Consider the following 15,554-nt stretch of genomic DNA (forward strand, 5'->3'; position numbering starts at 1 on the left):
AAAGCACCGCTCCTAATCTATTTAAGTAAGTTTTATGTAAGTTGTCGATATGCACTAAAGGGAATGCCAGTACGCTTTTTGACATCCATAATCGATTTGAATTCACCTCGTCGTTGTCGCTCCTCAGCGATCGCGATCGCTACGTTGGGTTCTATCCCAATCGCCATCAATTCATCCGCAGTCATGGAGTTAACTCGCTTCCATGAATAACTTGTCTCTTGGCGGTAGTCATAGGCAAAGGTTACCATTGGCGCGATTTTTTGCAGAGTTGAATTAGGGATTTCGAGAATGTCGTGGAGTTCTTCGAGACTAGTGAAAATATGCCCTTCAGCCTTTAATGAGTCAATATCATTGGCATAAACGATTGGTAATCCTAAAACGTTAACTAAGTCATTCTTAGAGCATCCATTAAACTCAATCTTGGGACGGGTAGCCGCGATCGCCTTAAATAATTTTTCGTCTTCAGGCAATGCTAAATGTTTTGGATAAGTCTTGGTTAAGTATTCACGCTTGAGGGCAAAGGCTGTTGCAATTTGAGCCAACCAAACAATCATCGCAAAGCCAGAAAGATATGGGGATGAGTAGAAAACAATTCCAGCCGTGACGAAACATGCACCGATCCCAATCCAAATATTAGAGCCAGACTTTACACCAGCATAGGCGATCGCGCCACCACCCAATGCTGGTACAAAAGACCACCAAACCCATGATGGTGTTTGATCAAACCATGAAGGTTGAGACATAATTCTAAATATTTTTTTTAAATATTTTTAAGTAGCTTTTTTCGTTTTTCTTCGTACTCTTCAGCTGTGATTATACCGTCATCATAAAGTCTTTTGAGATCGCCCAGTGCTGCGGTAGAGTCTCTAACCGAGGCTGTCGCTTGATTTGCCCCACCGTTAAATCTACGATTAAATTCGGTATCAGCCATTAATAACAGCATAATAAATTCAAAAAAAGCAGCAATAGATGGGAAGCCTGTCCAGAAAAATAGCAGGTAAATGATTCCCCAGCCAGATTGTCCTAGATAAAATTTGTGCGCTCCAAATGCTCCCAGAAAGAAACACCAAAGAATTGCACTAGTTCTAGACCTCATTACTCACTCCCTCTTAAAACTTTGTTAATGTGTAACTACAGGCTTATCTTACAGGCTTGGAAATCTTCTTAGCTAGTAAATATACTATGAGGATTCCCAATTTTGCTTCTAGTAAAACTATGGAAATTTGTAGATAAGGATGCATCTCAGCATTGGCGTTAAGGGCAAATGCAGCCAGCCCCACGAGAGCCAATGGTAAAAATTTCAAGTTTTTGACTAAGGGTTTCACGCTCAAATTTTTAAAACCAGATATCATTGCTTTTTCTCTGCAAGAGCGATCTCCAAGATCATGCCCTATTTATATTTAAAACTCAACACCTCGATAAATTTCTGCGATCGCTCCTATAAAATTTGATATAACTTCAACTGTATATGCTTGTGAAATCTATAGCAATCCTAAATAGGTTGTGAGAGTGCGCCCCGAAGGGGCGCACTCTCACAACCATCAAAATCTTACAACTCATTTAGGAGCGCTATAGTTAAATAACTGATGTTACGTGGAAGGACTTCTTGCGATGGCGTGAGTCTAGGGCTAACACAGGGGCGCAGCCCCTACAATATCTAAAATTTACAGGTAAGGACAATCCCCCCATGGTTGCCCTATCATGCTAGCAGCAAGAGGTTCACCATCTGAGTTCCACGTAACATCAGTTAAATAAGCATTTAAGCCCAGTATTAAATTTCGGCGATGCTATGGCAAAAGACCTATTCCACTAATCTGTAAAAACTGCCCTGATCAAAGATGGATGGACAATCACCCATGATCCGCTTTACTTGAATATTGCTGAAGTTGAAATTTGTATTGATATTGTTGCAGAGCAACTATTTGCAGCAGAGAAGGACAAAAATAAAATCGCCGTAGAAGTTAAAACTTTTTTGAATCCATCTGCCATTTCTGAATTTCATACAGTTTTGGGGCAATGTCTCAATTATCGTCTAGCCTTAAAATTAGATGATGCCAGTCGCCTGTTATACTTAGCAATCCCAGATACAGCTTGGAATACATTCTTTCGGCGTGAATTTGCTAAACTAGCTATAGCTGAATATCAACTAAAACTGATTATTTTTGATGTATCAGAAGAGGTTATTGTGCAATGGTATCCCTAGAAACCTATCGAGATATAGTGCAGCAAATTCTTACGGAATATAGTAGCCATCAACCTGCCTATGGTGAGGTTGAAATGGAGTTGATTTTTGATCATCAGCGCGATCGCTATCAATTGGTATGCACTGGCTGGAACAAAAAACGCCGCATTTATGGTTCCCTAATTCATATCGATCTTAAGGGTGATAAAATCTGGATTCAAAGCGATGGAACTGAAGTAGGTATTGCCAATTTACTAGTAGATAAAGGCATCCCAAAGCAAAGTATTGTGTTAGCTTACCAAGCCCCCAACTTACGACAGTTTACAGAATTTGCACTAGTTTAAGCACTAAACGCACCTGCCATTTTTGACTATGGCTCTACATTTGATTGCGTTCATAGAGTTTGGTAAAAGTAATCTAGCTAAATAAAAATTGCAGGTGATACCTGAAATCTTGTCGATAGAGACTTTAGATGCTTTACAGTCAGATCCTGCTGACCATTAAGTATTGCCAAAATCATTTCTGGTGTACCAAGGTCTGGTAAATCTGCTAAACCTAATTGATGTTCTTCCATCAAAAACTGCATCATCTGAACGCCATTACTTTCAGGTATGGCATGATTTTTTTCTTCGTATGTATGAATTACAATCCCCAAAGTATCTAATAGTTCGTAAAGAGGATTTTCTTCATCTGTACCCACTTCATCAATCAACGCATTTAATCTCTCAATAGCGCGATCGTACTCACTTTCATTACGAATTGAAAAAAGCGGACGAATAACGCCCCAAGACATCCGCACATCTTTTGTAAGTAAGCTCATTTTTTCCATCCTCCTTTGTCATACTCTAGATGTGTTAATACATGACGAATATAAATTTTGTCACGATTAAAATGAACTGAGGCGATTAAGCGGTACTTATTGCCACCAATATTAAAAACCGTTAAATCACCGACTTGATCCACGCTAGGAAAAACAGAACGTAAACTAGCAAAATTGCTAAAACTCTCTCTATCCATAATCTTAAACCATCTCATCAATGGGATCTGGCTATCAGGGTACTTTTCCCAGAACTGACGTAAAACTTTTCTGCTAATTACGTGCATCTTTTCTCATAATTTTGCATTGTATGTCGTCAGAAGTTATTTCAAAATTCAATGTTACGATAAATTTCCGCGATCGCTATTTCAATACTTATAGACTCCAGTAAAATCGACTGATCTAAACTATCAAAATCGCTATAAGTCCAAATGTCTCCTTGCTTGCTGTAGCGTTCTACAAAAACTTTATTTTGGCGAATTAAGAGATATTCACAGAAACTAGGAATAGACCGATACATCCGAAACTTATCTGTGCGATCGTATTCCTCCGTCGATGGCGAAAGCACTTCTACAATTAGAACAGGATTTAAAACTTCATCCTCGCGGCGGGACGCATCCCCTTGGGACTCGCCGTTAAATTGTAAAGCCCCATCAAAAACCATCGCATCTGGGTATACGCCACGCCGATAATCAGGAATCCATAGCCGTAAGTCATTGTTAATGGCTTCAAAGTTCGTATTTTCAGCTTAGTATCTAGAAGACTGAGTATATTTCGACTAATACGGCTATGTTTAACAGTTCCACCAGTCATTGCAATAATTTCTCCATCGTGGTATTCACATTTTTCTTCAGAGGTATCGGCGATCGCTCGATATTCATCAAGACTGTAATGGCGCTGAATGGTGGCAATCATTGGAGTTGTAACTGAAAGACAACATTGATATTCTAGCGCCACAGCCGAGCATGATCGCTATAGCGCTTTGCGCTTACACCCAAACCAACACTTTTAAAAAAACTCTTGGTTTGCTTGATCAGTAACTGCTGTTCAAAACCCAAATAGTGTGAGGCGGCGCAAAGCGCCGCCTCACACTATTTGGGTTTTGATTTATCCTGATACAGGTGGCTATAGCTATAGAATAGGTAATAGCTGAATATTTTGTAGGAGTTGGTTTTGATTTCTTCAGCAGGACTTTCTGATAGTTTGGATTCTGACAATTTGGAGCGCGATCGCAAAGAAGACCCATTCGTGCATAGATCGCATTTTCCTGCTTTAGGCGTTGAAAATCGTACTTACTTTAACTATGGCGGTCAGGGGGTTATGTGTGGAGATGCCCTAGATGCGATCAATAAAAACTTTCGTCATATCGAGTCACTGGGTAGCTTCTCTAATGCGGCTGGAGATTGGATGGTCGCTGAATATAATGCAACGAAAACAGCGATCGCCCAAGAATTTCAAGTTAGCCCCACCACGATTACACTCACTGAAAATACAACTGTTGGTTGCAATATTGCTCTGTGGTCTGTGGATTGGCAGCAAGGCGATCGCTTATTGCTCTCAGACTGCGAACACCCCGGAATTATTGCGGCTGCTATCCAAATTCAGAAACGCTTTGGCATTGAAATTGACTATTTCCCCTTGACTAATAATCGCAATGCTAGCGCTGAAGGTAAAGATAGTGAAACCGTTGTGGAATTATTAGTACAGCATTTGCAACCTCAAACGCGGATGGTGATGCTCAGCCATATTTGCTGGAATACGGGACAAGTTTTGCCACTGAAAGCGATCGCTAAGGCTTGCCATGATCGTCATGTATTAGTTGCCGTTGATGCCGCGCAGTCCGTGGGAGTGCTGTCGCTCAATCTTGCCGAGACTGAGGCGGATTTTTATGCATTTACCTGTCATAAATGGTGGTGTGCGCCCCTCGGATTGGGAGGTTTGTATATTCGCCCTGAGATTTTTGAGGCGATCGAGCCAGTATTTGTAGGTTGGCGTGGACTCATAGGCAAATATCCCACTAGCCACAATCCAATTGTGCAGTGGCGACAAGATGGGGCAAAGTTTGAGGTTGCTAGCTCAACCTATGCTCTTTATGAAGCAATGCGAATTGCGATCGCCCATGCAAATAGTTGGGGAACGCAACTGCAACGCTATCAGCGCATTTGTCAATTAAGTAAAATTGTCTGGGAACAACTAGATGCTTTACCCCATATTGATTGCATAAGGCAACTACCTCCAGAGTCAGGACTCATCTCCTTTAAAGTTAATCAGGAACTAATCTCAAGATCATCTCCGAGTGCGATCGCCAATAAATCCCATGCTTTAATTGCCAAACACTTAGAATCAGAACATCAAATCTTGATTCGTGCGCTTACCGATCCTGATTGTTTAAGGGCTTCAGTTCATTATTTGACTTCAATTGCTGATATAGAACGTCTGATTTCTGTCTTTGCAACTATTGATTAAAATTCTCTTCCCTAAATCCACCAAGTCTCTACCATGTCTCTATTTTCACAAGCACCTCAACCAACTCCCGACAAAAAAGATCAAACTCTATCGCGATCTCAGGTACTGATTGCGATGGCAGTAACCGCGATCATCTTTTTGGGAATCTCCAAGGGTTGGGTTTACTTAACGGGTATTCCTATGGTTCCTTTAAATTGGCAACCCGAACATGCCGCGATCGGTGCAGGAATAGGGATAGGTGTAGCTCTACTTAGTAGTTTAATTTATGAAATATGGGAAAGTTACCGTATTGCGGCTCAAGAATATCTAGAAATGGTACTTAAACCCTTAGAACCAATCGATCTAATTTGGCTAGGATTGTTACCTGGATTAAGCGAAGAAATGCTATTTCGGGGCGTGGCTCTGCCAGCACTCGGCATGAATGGGATTGCATTGATTATTACCAGTGTTGTATTTGGAGCCTTGCATATGGCAAGTACTAAGCATTTGTCATATACGGTTTGGGCGATCGCCGTCGGCATGATGCTTGGTGCAGTCACGATGTATACAGGTAATCTGTTGTCAGCGATCGTTGCTCATATTCTCACCAATGCACTTTCAGGTATTATCTGGAAATATAAGCAATCTAAAAACTAGAGATAGAGATTATCTCCATTACTAAAGATAGTCATATTTGCGATTTGATCGCGCCTTTAGCATCGTTAGCATCGCCAATATTCATCCTCACGAATTGGTAAGGCGATCGCCTTAAAGCAGCAAAAGATCGTATGACAATCGATCGCTGAGTGGAAAGAGAGTAGAATTGGAATTGGAATTGGAACCCAACTTTTATATTCCTAATGCTTGACGGATTAATTGTTGTTCACTCTGCTTAGCTTGAAAACGACCATTCTCCACATCACGAATCCAACTTTGACTTTTGCCTATTTTCTCAGCTAAAGTACGCTGACTAATTTGTAGATTTTTACGCATTGTCGCAATCTGTTCGCCTGAAAGTGATGACTGACTAGCTACTTGAATTTTTTTGCTAGAGTTATTCTGCTTAGTACACTGACCTTGCGATCGCTCAAATTTGCGTTTTTTGCGTGATAGTTCCGCAGGTTGTTCCCAATCAGCAACTAAATCAAAGGATAAAATTCTGGCATTGATTAACATTTGCCACTTACCACGGGGACCGATATCCGTAACCCTTAAGTTGCAACTGCCATCATTAATCCAAAATTCAAGCGCTGATTCCGCATCATCAGGAATATCCTCTAGTTTTGACCAGAGCGGCTGAATCTCTAATGGATACGTCACAGGATCGAAGACAGGTTTAAGCCCATAGCGGTTTACCACTTCTAGATCACTCTCAAACATTCTCAGCAGTCTTTTTCGTTCATCTCTTTGGTTAATGGCATGATTAACCCGATCTTCACCATAGGCGACGCGCATTAAGGTCATGACCATGATCCTCTGCTGTTCTCCCATCCGAGTTTTAAATAACAACCATAGCAACATTCGCGCCGCTCCTTCATGCTGCTGCCAAATACTCATAATCGCACCAAGTAGCGATTTGGGTAATTGACTATATTGATAAAAAGCTCTACCTGCATGACATTCTTTCTTGTTCAGAAAATATTGCGCCCAATCTCCTGCTTTTATTCTAAAAGTTATACCAATCAGGTGTTTACACCCTTCTTCGTCTTCATGGAAGTGATGCACGATTTCTAATAAATTCCAGAGTGGACTTTCTGAGATAGAGAATGCTTCTACTTTTCCTTGCTTTGGCCAGTCAATTTGAGCCGTAACCCAGCAAGGCTGCATGGCAAGTGTTTTAATCAGATTTAACTTCGTTGACTTAGACAAATCCTTGCGTTTATCTAAGCCTAGATATTCCTCAATTTGACTATCAGTAATGCTAAATTCTTGCTCCCAAGGTTTTTCAAGAGTAGTAGCATAGGCGGCATAGAGCAAATGCATACAAGCTGCCCGAATATCTAACGTATCGGAAGCAAGGATCGTTTGGGATTCTAAATGCGATCGCGGATAACTAAAATTAATAATGTTATTGAGCCGTAAAGCAATCTTTCCTTTGCCCTGATTAACCGATCTTTCATATACTAAAGTCCCATTTTCGTCTAACGTCCAAGGGAGCGATCGCCTTTGAGCAAGTAAATTGCAAGTCTCCCAAATCGCGATCGCTGAGGCGAAGGGAGCGCTAACGCCATTAGCAAATAAACTAGGACTAATTAATAAGGGATTGTCGATGGATTTCACTCGACCTTTTTTGGTCTGTAAAGGAAGTGAAGCGCCAACATCACAGGTATTAACACATAAAGGTTCAGGTGCATACCCTTCACAGTTATTGCAAATGGCAGGATCAATCCAGTAATTACCTTGCTGAATCGAGATTGCTCCTACGGGACAAATAGATATGCAAGAAAAACAGGCTACACAATCGCTAGATATCTTATAGGCCATAGTTACAACACCAATATATTTTGAGATTTTCTGACAATAAGTTCTGAGCCACCTAACAACCTGTAGGGCAATTTACATAAGACAAAAATCTTTCGGTTATAAAGGATTTGTATTAAACTTTTATACTTAGATAAGTGTTAGTCATTCTGTTCACATTGAGCATCTAACTAGGCTTTAGATTTCCGTAATATTTCAACCTTATACAATGATATATAGCTTTTACCAACCAATTAAAATCTCGATAAAAGCTTCTTTTATAAGGCTTTTAAGTTTTTTAAACCTGTCCCCATAGCTTATATAAACTTCTCAATATTTAGTTAAAAGGTACAAAACTCCACTAGGATTGTTGCGATACTTTGACATTAACCTCTAAATCTGAGTTGAATAATTTCTGGACAAAAGGCTTAATTGGCTTCATTAGACCCTATCAATAAAAATCATTACAAAATCATTATTTCGATGACATAAATATAAAAGAGACCACCTTACTAAATCAGAATTATAGTGTTTAGCCACCTTATAGTTAGATATAGCCTAAGGTTTTGAATTGATGTAAAAAGTGTTTACAATAAGCGCCATCTTTACTTAATGTACGCTTCTTTCCAAGCTAGTCAAAATCACTTTCTACACTAAATGAGTCGTAAGATTTTGAGGGTTGTGAGAGTGCGCCCCGAAGGGGCGCACTCTCACAACCTATTTAGGATTGCTATATCAACCCTAAGCAATCTCCAAATACCCCATTAATAAACCGTAGATTTTGGTTGGACATTAGCTCAAAAATGTTGTATGGTAATTTTAAATACGGTAACCCCACTGAGATATCGTAGATTAAAATTTGGAGATACAAGCATATGAGTTCAAGGTATCGGCAGCCTTTGGGTAAGTCCAAATCGGCAATGCAAGCGATCGCTAGTCTAGTCAGCAATACATTCAGCAATATATTCAACCGTCAGTTTGGACGTAAATTTATTGCCTTTTTTCTCGCAGGTGCACTTATCAGCTTCACCATGACAGCTTGCACCGCCACCACAGAAACTCCTAACACAGGTAGTCAGGTAAACACATCCGCAGGCGCACCCAAGAAGGATGTTGAGCTAACTCTGGTATCCTTTGCCGTCACCAAACAAGCGCACGAAGCAATTATTCCTAAATTTGTCGAGAAGTGGCAAAAAGAACAAAACCAAAAAGTTATCTTTAGACAAAGCTATGGTGGCTCAGGCTCCCAAACTCGTGCAATTATCGATGGTCTAGAAGCGGATATCGTCCATCTTGCGCTGGCGGCTGATACTAGTAAAATCGAAAAGGCAGGACTAATTGATAAGGGTTGGGAACAGGAATACCCCAATGACAGCATAGTTTCTAAGTCTGTGCCTGTGATTGTGACTCGCGATGGCAATCCTAAAAACATAAAAGATTGGTCAGATCTAGAGAAAGATGGCGTTAGCCTAATTACGGCTGATCCTAAGACATCAGGTGTAGCCCGTTGGAACTTCTTAGCGCTCTGGAATGCCGCTTTTAAAAAGGGTGGTAGCGATGAAAAGGCTCTAGAAGCTCTAACTAGGGTTTATACCAATGTACCGATTTTGACTAAAGATGCCAGAGAAGCTACCGATGCATTCTTTAAGCAGGGGCAAGGTGACGCACTGATTAACTATGAGAATGAAATTATTCTTGCCTCACAAAGAGGAATTAAGACTAATTATGTAATTCCCGAAGTTAATTTCTCAATCGATAACCCGATCGCAGTTGTTGATAAGAATGTGGCTAAGCATGGTACGAAAGAAGTTGCCGAAGCCTTTGTGAAATTCCTATATTCCCCAGAAGCTCAAACTGAATTTGCCAAGGTTGGCTTTCGACCTGTCGATGAAACTGTAGCCAAGGAAAAGCAATTTGCGGATCTTTATCCTGTGGTCAAAAATCTGTCAACCGTCAAGGATCTTGGCGGCTGGGATGCGATCAATAAGAAGTTTTTTGCTGATGGTGCAGCTTTTGACCAAATTCAAGCCAAAATTAAACGTTAATCACCTCAGACAAGGGGCTTAAGCCCCTTGTTCTCATATCTTGCTTTCGCATTTTAAACATCAAAAAATATGGTAGTGGCAACTTCATCGAGTGAGCATAGGAAAAAAACTAACCCTATTCTCAAACTGATCTCCAAAATTCCTTGGACATGGGTAATTACCTTTACCTATCTTCTATTTCTCCTAATATTGCCGATCATCGCATTGATCACCAAGGCGGCGAGCGAACCCTTCGAGAATTTCTGGAAAACAGCCACATCTCCCCTTGCCCTCTCTAGTTACGAAATCACCTTTGTGACTGCCTTTGCCGCCGCCGCCATTAATGGTATTTTCGGCACATTAATTGCATGGGTGATTGTACGTTACGACTTCTTTGGCAAGCGCTTCCTCGAAGCGATCGTTGATCTGCCCTTTGCCTTGCCCACCGCCGTAGCTGGACTGACCCTAGCTACGGTTTACAGTGACAATGGTTGGCTAGGTTCTCTCCTTGCTCCTTTAGGTATCAAAGTTGCCTTTAGTCGCATTGGTGTATTTGTGGCGATGACCTTTATCTCTTTGCCGTTCATTGTTCGCACCGTGCAACCTGTACTCACGGATTTAGAAAAGGAAATTGAAGAAGCCGCTTGGTCATTGGGAGCTTCCCAAATCCAGACTTTTACGAAAGTGATTTTGCCACCGCTTGCGCCTTCGATCTTGACAGGGGTTGCCCTTGGCTTTTCCCGAGCTGTCGGTGAGTATGGCTCCACCGTAATTATTGCTTCCAATACTCCATTTAAGGACTTGATTACACCGATTTTGATCTTTCAAAGATTAGAGCAATATGACTATGTAGGCGCAACCGTGATCGGTGTGGTGATGTTGGCGATTTCCTTTGTGAGCCTACTTGCAATCAATTTATTACAAGCATGGAGCAAAAAGTATGGCTAATCTCAATCCCTCAGTCAGTAACTATCCTCAAAGTGCGCCTGAATCAAAAAGTAAACGCAAAAAAAGCTTAGCTCCTGCGATTTTAATTACGATCGCCTTTCTCTATCTAGGATTAGTGCTGTTCATTCCCGCCATCAATGTATTTGTGCAGGCCTTTTCTAAGGGGCTAACCCCGCTTATCGAGGCTTTTAAGCGTGACGATTTGCTGGAAGCGATTAAGTTAACGGCTCTATTAGCGGCGATCGCTTTGCCGTTAAATACTATTTTTGGCTTGAGTGCCGCTTGGGCGATCGCCCGCAATAAGTTCCCTGGGAAAGCACTATTACTTAGCATTATTGACCTGCCTTTCTCGATTTCTCCAGTAGTTGCAGGTTTAATGATCGTTTTGCTATACGGTCGCATTGGTTGGTTCGGATCATTTCTAGAAGCAAACAACATCAAAATTGTATTTGCCTTCCCAGGAATGCTGTTGGCGACCATCTTTGTAAGTATGCCTTTTATTGCCCGTGAAGTGATTCCTGTATTGGATGAAATGGGAACAGAGCAAGAAGAGGCGGCACGAACGCTTGGGGCTAGTGACTGGCAGATTTTCTGGAAAGTTGTTGTTCCCAATATCCGATGGGGTTTACTCTATGGCTTAGTGTTGACTAATGCGAGGGCTATGGGTGAGTTTGGTGCGGTTTCAGTCGTGTCTGGCAATATTGCGTCAAAAACCCAAAGCTTGCCTCTTTTTGTTGAAGAAGCCTACAAGAACTATGAGAATGAAGTTGCTTATTCGGCGGCAGTTCTGCTCGCTCTGTTAGCAGTTGTTACTCTAGTTCTCAAGGAAATATTGGAACGTAAAACTCACAATCCTAATGAACGTGAATAGCAAAAATAGATGATGTGATGAGCTGTGCAACAGCATATCATCACACCAAATTATCAAAAGGAGATTAATTCTATGGCTATTGATACTCGCCCTGTGGCTAAAGATGTCAAGATCCGTATCCCCGAAGATTTACACAGTGAGCCTGTGATTTCCAACTTAATTTCACAGCATGGAGTCACTGTAAACATTATTTCCGCAACCCTCGGTGTAAATGCTGGTAGTGGTTGGTTTCATCTCGGTCTTAACGGTAACCAAGCCCAAATTCAAACCGCGATCGCCTATCTAAACGATCTTGATATCGAGATTTGGGAAGACAATCGTGAACCAAACACGGCTTTGTAATTTCTCTACAAATATAAATTCCACATAAGAGAGATTCGCAATGCGGCACTCTTTTATGTGGAATTTCAAATATAAAACATTATGCCTGAGCGTTTTTTCTCTTCACATTTTCTGACTAAATCTTCTAGGGTATGTTTGCTTAATACATCAAGCGCCCCCCTTCTGGTAAGTTCTCTTATATCTGCAATAACTAGTTTTTCAGGTGTGATTTGATTATCATTTTGTAACTCTCTAGAGTCTTCACCGTTAAGACCAACCACCACGTCAATAATTCTAATTTGCCAAGGTTCTTGGGCAAGGTGATAGCCTCCTTTAGATCCTCTCTGACTAGTAATAATGCCTGCTCTCCTTAACATTCCCATGACTTGATCGAGGTAGCGAATGGGAATATTTTGGCTGTGAGCAATTTCGTTAACAGAGATTGGCTGCCCTTGTCCATGTCGTATCGCTAGTTGTATTAGGGCAATACAAGCATAATCCACCTTACAAGATAGTTCCATTGATTTTTTAGACTCAGTTTATAGATATTTTTTCAGGTCAATTAATGCTCCACTTAGTACAGGATTAATTGACCTAGGGATGAATGCTTTTATCTTGAAGAAACCAAAGATGAATTCGCAAATTCAGGCTCTTGGAATAGAGCTGTACTGAGATAGCGCTCGCCAAAACTTGGTTGAACCACCACAATTAAAAGATCGCGATTTTCTTCCCGCTTACCCACAGCGATCGCTGCCGCCAGAGCCGCCCCTGACGAAATCCCTGAAAGTAAACCTTCCTCACGGGCTAAGCGCCGACCGTAAGCGATTGCTGCCTCATCAGAAATACCAATAATTTCATCAATCAAGTCCGTGCGTAAAACTTGGGGGATAAATCCTGCACCGATTCCCTGAATTCTGTGTGCCCCTGGTGTACCACCCGCCAAGACGGGGCTGTTGAGAGGTTCTACAGCGATCGCCTTAAAACTCGGTTTACGCTGCTTAATCACTTCGGCAACACCCGTAATTGTGCCGCCAGTTCCCACACCCGCAATCACAATATCCACTTGCCCATCCGTATCATTCCAAATTTCTTCCGCAGTGGTGCGCCGATGCACGGCAGGATTGGCTGGATTATTAAACTGTTGCAGCATATAAGCATTAGGCGTAGAGTCAGCGATTTCTCCCGCACGCCGAATCGCGCCACGCATTCCTTCACTAGCATTAGTCAACTCTAGCTCTGCACCATAGGCTCTGAGCATGGCACGGCGCTCTAGACTCATAGTCTCAGGCATCGTCAAAATTAAGCGATAGCCCTTAGCGGCTGCCACCATTGCCAAGGCAATCCCTGTATTACCCGAAGTTGGTTCCACCAATATAGTTTTGGCAGGACTAATCAAACCTTGAGCTTCAGCATCTTCAATCATCGCTAAGCCGATACGATCCTTAACAGAAGAAGAAGGATTAATACTTTCTAATTTCAAGACAATTTTGGCGAGAGAACCATCTTTTTTAGGGATGTTATTTAGGGCAACGAGGGGCGTACTACCAATGAGTTGTGTGATATTTTGAGCAATTTTCATAAAAGTTGTTGGGGGATGAGGACTCCGATGAGAGCAAGAAGTAGAAATCCATAAAAGTACGGTAACATCGTGTAAATACCGTACTTAGTAAGATACAATACTTTTCAACGTAATACAAATAAAATCTACTGTTTGCCGATAGAGTATCTGATGATTCACCTTGAAAAGACTACTGGCATTGCCTATAAGCGTCGTGAGATGCTGCCCCGCAAAACTAATTACCTCTGGAAAATTGAGTCGGGCGTGGTGCGATCGCTCACATGGAATGAGGATGGTCAAGTAATTTGCTCTGGTTTATGGGCTGCGGGTGATCTCATTGGCAGTGAATTATCACAGTTATACCCTTATGAAATGGAATGCTTAACGGATGTGCAGTTAACAGAAATACCGAGATCGCAGTGGGGAAATCACGTTGAAGCAATGATTCGCCGCAATCAAACCAGTGAGTTTTTGCTAAAGATTGCCCATAGTCGCGCTAAGGATGAGGCTGTAAGGTTGCTATTAGCTTGGTTAAGCGATCGCTTTGGTGAAGAGGATCATCGTGATGGCAGGTTGATTGGTCTGCAACTAACCCATCAAGAACTCGCAGAATTAATCGGCTCTACTCGCGTCACGGTCACCCGCATTATTAATGATCTTGAAAAGATTGGGTTCTTGTCTCGTAAAGGTCGCAAACTCAGATTTTTGGCAGAGTCTACCGAACAATGGCACTATGAAATTTAGACAAAAAAGCACCCTTTGAGGGTGCTTTTTTGTTTCTTGGCTAAGCAACTTCAGCAAAGATTTTAGTTTTTAAAGGTTTGACATAGACTTCTTTTTGAGGATAGAGCGAGAGACTGTCAAAGCGATCGCGATCTAGTTTGACGACGAGTTTTTGATTGTCTTGTAGTAGCAATTCCGCATGACCTTCACGACCAAGATTAAAGGCATAGCTGACAGTTGCGGGGGCAAAGGTTTCTTCTGGTTCGGCTCTAATCGCCAGATCGTGGGGACGTAAGAATACTTGATGATGATCTGCAATTTCAAGATCGGGGAAATGGCGACGCGCACCTGAGATAACATTGGTTTCACCGATAAAACGCATCACAAATTCCGAAGTAGGATTATCATAAATTTCGGCTGGTGTACCAATTTGTTCAACTCTGCCATTATTCATAATCACCACGCGATCAGCGACTTCCATCGCTTCTTCTTGGTCATGGGTGACAAAAATTGTAGTCACATGAACTTGTTCATGGAGTTGGCGAAGCCATGTGCGTAGTTCCTTCCGTACCTTCGCATCCAATGCACCAAAGGGTTCATCGAGTAGGAGAGTCTTGGGCTGAGCCGCTAGTGATCGCGCAAGGGCTACGCGCTGACGCTGACCACCCGATAGTTGAGATGGATAGCGATCGCCCAATCCTCTGAGTTGAATTAAGTCCAGCAATTCATCAACCTTTTGTTTAACTAGGCTTTTAGATGCCTTACGAATATTTAAGCCAAAGGCGATATTGCTACGCACTGTCAAATGCTTAAACAAAGCATAGTGCTGAAATACGAATCCAATTAGGCGTTCTTGCACTGAGCGGTAAGTTGCGTCTTCATTTTCAATCCAAATTTGACCATGATCAGATTTTTCTAAACCTGCCATGATTCGCAAGAGAGTTGACTTACCTGAACCTGATGGACCTAGCAAAGCTACTAAAGAACCACTTTCTACTATCAAGCTAACCCTATCAACTGCTAAAAAATCGCCAAACTGCTTGGTAATATCTTGAACCAGAATGCTCATTGTGACTCACAGCATCAAAATTATGTAACTTAGAATATTTCTAGCATTAAAAATACGTTATGTCCACGTATTTACCGTAGATTAATTAACTGTTGCGAATTAGCTTTGTTTTTACTAAGCACCAGTAATGTGCAAA

At 41.6% G+C, this 15,554-nt stretch carries 20 protein-coding genes; 9 read left to right on the forward strand and 11 right to left on the reverse strand.

Annotated features, from left to right (window positions below):
* Positions 1-32 precede the first annotated feature (32 nt).
* The 3 genes from VB775_RS11940 to VB775_RS11950 are packed head-to-tail and all read right to left on the reverse strand — an operon-like array spanning position 33 to position 1,352.
* Positions 33-743: a helix-hairpin-helix domain-containing protein gene (locus tag VB775_RS11940; RefSeq protein ID WP_281008821.1), complete on the reverse strand. Its 711-nt coding sequence runs from the start codon at positions 741-743 to the stop codon at positions 33-35.
* Between the two features lie 17 nt (positions 744-760).
* Positions 761-1,096 carry an NINE protein gene (locus VB775_RS11945; RefSeq protein ID WP_281008820.1) on the reverse strand — a complete coding sequence of 112 codons (336 nt, stop codon included), beginning with the start codon at positions 1,094-1,096 and terminating at the stop codon, positions 761-763.
* A 43-nt stretch (positions 1,097-1,139) separates the two neighbouring features.
* Positions 1,140-1,352, reverse strand: a complete 213-nt coding sequence (locus tag VB775_RS11950; RefSeq protein WP_281008819.1) for a hypothetical protein — start codon at positions 1,350-1,352, stop codon at positions 1,140-1,142.
* A 476-nt stretch (positions 1,353-1,828) separates the two neighbouring features.
* Here VB775_RS11950 and VB775_RS11955 point away from each other — a divergent pair, with 476 nt between their 5' ends.
* Positions 1,829-2,203: an element excision factor XisH family protein gene (locus VB775_RS11955; RefSeq protein ID WP_281009387.1), complete on the forward strand. Its 375-nt coding sequence runs from the start codon at positions 1,829-1,831 to the stop codon at positions 2,201-2,203.
* Positions 2,191-2,526: a XisI protein gene (locus VB775_RS11960; RefSeq protein WP_281008818.1), complete on the forward strand. Its 336-nt coding sequence runs from the start codon at positions 2,191-2,193 to the stop codon at positions 2,524-2,526. The genes VB775_RS11955 and VB775_RS11960 overlap by 13 nt, the downstream gene beginning before the upstream one ends.
* A 77-nt stretch (positions 2,527-2,603) precedes the next feature.
* On the opposite strand, the gene VB775_RS11965 is transcribed toward VB775_RS11960, so the two are convergent.
* From VB775_RS11965 to VB775_RS11980, 4 genes are read right to left on the reverse strand one after another with little or no spacing between them, the layout of a single operon-like run.
* The gene (locus tag VB775_RS11965) at positions 2,604-3,002 is read right to left on the reverse strand and encodes a helix-turn-helix domain-containing protein (RefSeq protein ID WP_281008817.1); all 399 of its coding nucleotides are present in this window, start codon (positions 3,000-3,002) and stop codon (positions 2,604-2,606) included.
* Complete coding sequence (locus tag VB775_RS11970) at positions 2,999-3,286, reverse strand: type II toxin-antitoxin system HigB family toxin (protein WP_323216798.1); 288 nt, start codon at positions 3,284-3,286, stop codon at positions 2,999-3,001. Before VB775_RS11970 ends, VB775_RS11965 begins: the two co-directional genes overlap by 4 nt.
* Before the next feature lie 41 nt (positions 3,287-3,327).
* On the reverse strand, positions 3,328-3,699 hold the full coding sequence (locus VB775_RS11975; protein ID WP_323216802.1) for a Uma2 family endonuclease: 372 nt from the start codon (positions 3,697-3,699) through the stop codon (positions 3,328-3,330).
* Entirely contained in the window at positions 3,588-3,914 is a 327-nt protein-coding gene (locus VB775_RS11980) for a Uma2 family endonuclease (protein ID WP_281008815.1), read from the reverse strand. Before VB775_RS11980 ends, VB775_RS11975 begins: the two co-directional genes overlap by 112 nt.
* A 258-nt stretch (positions 3,915-4,172) precedes the next feature.
* Here VB775_RS11980 and VB775_RS11985 point away from each other — a divergent pair, with 258 nt between their 5' ends.
* Both VB775_RS11985 and VB775_RS11990 read left to right on the forward strand, forming a co-directional pair.
* Positions 4,173-5,465, forward strand: a complete 1,293-nt coding sequence (locus VB775_RS11985) for an aminotransferase class V-fold PLP-dependent enzyme (RefSeq protein WP_281008814.1) — start codon at positions 4,173-4,175, stop codon at positions 5,463-5,465.
* 33 nt (positions 5,466-5,498) lie between these two features.
* Positions 5,499-6,101, forward strand: a complete 603-nt coding sequence (locus tag VB775_RS11990) for a CPBP family intramembrane glutamic endopeptidase (RefSeq protein ID WP_281008813.1) — start codon at positions 5,499-5,501, stop codon at positions 6,099-6,101.
* A 192-nt stretch (positions 6,102-6,293) separates the two neighbouring features.
* On the opposite strand, the gene VB775_RS11995 is transcribed toward VB775_RS11990, so the two are convergent.
* Entirely contained in the window at positions 6,294-7,928 is a 1,635-nt protein-coding gene (locus VB775_RS11995) for a helix-turn-helix domain-containing protein (protein ID WP_281008812.1), read from the reverse strand.
* 851 nt (positions 7,929-8,779) lie between these two features.
* Here VB775_RS11995 and VB775_RS12000 point away from each other — a divergent pair.
* From VB775_RS12000 to VB775_RS12015, 4 genes are all read left to right on the forward strand, one after another.
* On the forward strand, positions 8,780-9,949 hold the full coding sequence (locus tag VB775_RS12000; RefSeq protein ID WP_281008811.1) for a sulfate ABC transporter substrate-binding protein: 1,170 nt from the start codon (positions 8,780-8,782) through the stop codon (positions 9,947-9,949).
* A gap of 69 nt (positions 9,950-10,018) precedes the next feature.
* The gene (gene cysT / locus VB775_RS12005; protein ID WP_281008810.1) at positions 10,019-10,876 is read left to right on the forward strand and encodes a sulfate ABC transporter permease subunit CysT; all 858 of its coding nucleotides are present in this window, start codon (positions 10,019-10,021) and stop codon (positions 10,874-10,876) included.
* The gene (cysW, locus tag VB775_RS12010; RefSeq protein ID WP_281008809.1) at positions 10,869-11,747 is read left to right on the forward strand and encodes a sulfate ABC transporter permease subunit CysW; all 879 of its coding nucleotides are present in this window, start codon (positions 10,869-10,871) and stop codon (positions 11,745-11,747) included. Before cysT ends, cysW begins: the two co-directional genes overlap by 8 nt.
* A 72-nt stretch (positions 11,748-11,819) precedes the next feature.
* Entirely contained in the window at positions 11,820-12,089 is a 270-nt protein-coding gene (locus VB775_RS12015) for an NIL domain-containing protein (RefSeq protein ID WP_281008808.1), read from the forward strand.
* A gap of 65 nt (positions 12,090-12,154) precedes the next feature.
* Here the strand turns inward: VB775_RS12015 and VB775_RS12020 are convergent, their stop codons facing one another.
* Both VB775_RS12020 and cysK read right to left on the reverse strand, forming a co-directional pair.
* On the reverse strand, positions 12,155-12,589 hold the full coding sequence (locus VB775_RS12020; protein ID WP_281008807.1) for an RrF2 family transcriptional regulator: 435 nt from the start codon (positions 12,587-12,589) through the stop codon (positions 12,155-12,157).
* 89 nt (positions 12,590-12,678) lie between these two features.
* Positions 12,679-13,647, reverse strand: coding sequence for a cysteine synthase A (gene cysK / locus VB775_RS12025; protein ID WP_281008806.1), 969 nt, complete (start codon positions 13,645-13,647; stop codon positions 12,679-12,681).
* Between the two features lie 150 nt (positions 13,648-13,797).
* On the opposite strand from cysK, the gene VB775_RS12030 reads away from it, so the two are divergent.
* Positions 13,798-14,370 carry a Crp/Fnr family transcriptional regulator gene (locus tag VB775_RS12030; protein ID WP_281008805.1) on the forward strand — a complete coding sequence of 191 codons (573 nt, stop codon included), beginning with the start codon at positions 13,798-13,800 and terminating at the stop codon, positions 14,368-14,370.
* 40 nt (positions 14,371-14,410) lie between these two features.
* Here the strand turns inward: VB775_RS12030 and VB775_RS12035 are convergent, their stop codons facing one another.
* Positions 14,411-15,418, reverse strand: a complete 1,008-nt coding sequence (locus VB775_RS12035; RefSeq protein ID WP_281008804.1) for a sulfate/molybdate ABC transporter ATP-binding protein — start codon at positions 15,416-15,418, stop codon at positions 14,411-14,413.
* Between the last annotated feature and the right edge of the window lie 136 nt (positions 15,419-15,554).

The organism is Pseudanabaena sp. CCNP1317, assembly GCF_034931345.1.
Lineage (GTDB): Bacteria > Cyanobacteriota > Cyanobacteriia > Pseudanabaenales > Pseudanabaenaceae > Pseudanabaena > Pseudanabaena galeata.

Bases quoted from the DNA above. Each gene is read 5' to 3' on its own strand.
- VB775_RS12035 (WP_281008804.1), bottom strand. From the start codon at position 15,418: ATGAGCATTCTGGTTCAAGATATTACCAAGCAGTTTGGCGATTTTTTA.
- VB775_RS11965 (WP_281008817.1), bottom strand. From the start codon at position 3,002: ATGAGCTTACTTACAAAAGATGTGCGGATGTCTTGGGGCGTTATTCGT.
- VB775_RS12030 (WP_281008805.1), top strand. From the start codon at position 13,798: ATGATTCACCTTGAAAAGACTACTGGCATTGCCTATAAGCGTCGTGAG.
- VB775_RS11945 (WP_281008820.1), bottom strand. From the start codon at position 1,096: ATGAGGTCTAGAACTAGTGCAATTCTTTGGTGTTTCTTTCTGGGAGCA.
- cysW (WP_281008809.1), top strand. From the start codon at position 10,869: ATGGCTAATCTCAATCCCTCAGTCAGTAACTATCCTCAAAGTGCGCCT.
- VB775_RS11990 (WP_281008813.1), top strand. From the start codon at position 5,499: ATGTCTCTATTTTCACAAGCACCTCAACCAACTCCCGACAAAAAAGAT.
- VB775_RS12000 (WP_281008811.1), top strand. From the start codon at position 8,780: ATGAGTTCAAGGTATCGGCAGCCTTTGGGTAAGTCCAAATCGGCAATG.
- cysT (WP_281008810.1), top strand. From the start codon at position 10,019: ATGGTAGTGGCAACTTCATCGAGTGAGCATAGGAAAAAAACTAACCCT.
- VB775_RS11940 (WP_281008821.1), bottom strand. From the start codon at position 743: ATGTCTCAACCTTCATGGTTTGATCAAACACCATCATGGGTTTGGTGG.
- VB775_RS11960 (WP_281008818.1), top strand. From the start codon at position 2,191: ATGGTATCCCTAGAAACCTATCGAGATATAGTGCAGCAAATTCTTACG.
- VB775_RS11995 (WP_281008812.1), bottom strand. From the start codon at position 7,928: ATGGCCTATAAGATATCTAGCGATTGTGTAGCCTGTTTTTCTTGCATA.
- VB775_RS12015 (WP_281008808.1), top strand. From the start codon at position 11,820: ATGGCTATTGATACTCGCCCTGTGGCTAAAGATGTCAAGATCCGTATC.
- VB775_RS11980 (WP_281008815.1), bottom strand. From the start codon at position 3,914: ATGATTGCCACCATTCAGCGCCATTACAGTCTTGATGAATATCGAGCG.
- VB775_RS12020 (WP_281008807.1), bottom strand. From the start codon at position 12,589: ATGGAACTATCTTGTAAGGTGGATTATGCTTGTATTGCCCTAATACAA.
- cysK (WP_281008806.1), bottom strand. From the start codon at position 13,647: ATGAAAATTGCTCAAAATATCACACAACTCATTGGTAGTACGCCCCTC.
- VB775_RS11950 (WP_281008819.1), bottom strand. From the start codon at position 1,352: ATGATATCTGGTTTTAAAAATTTGAGCGTGAAACCCTTAGTCAAAAAC.
- VB775_RS11970 (WP_323216798.1), bottom strand. From the start codon at position 3,286: ATGCACGTAATTAGCAGAAAAGTTTTACGTCAGTTCTGGGAAAAGTAC.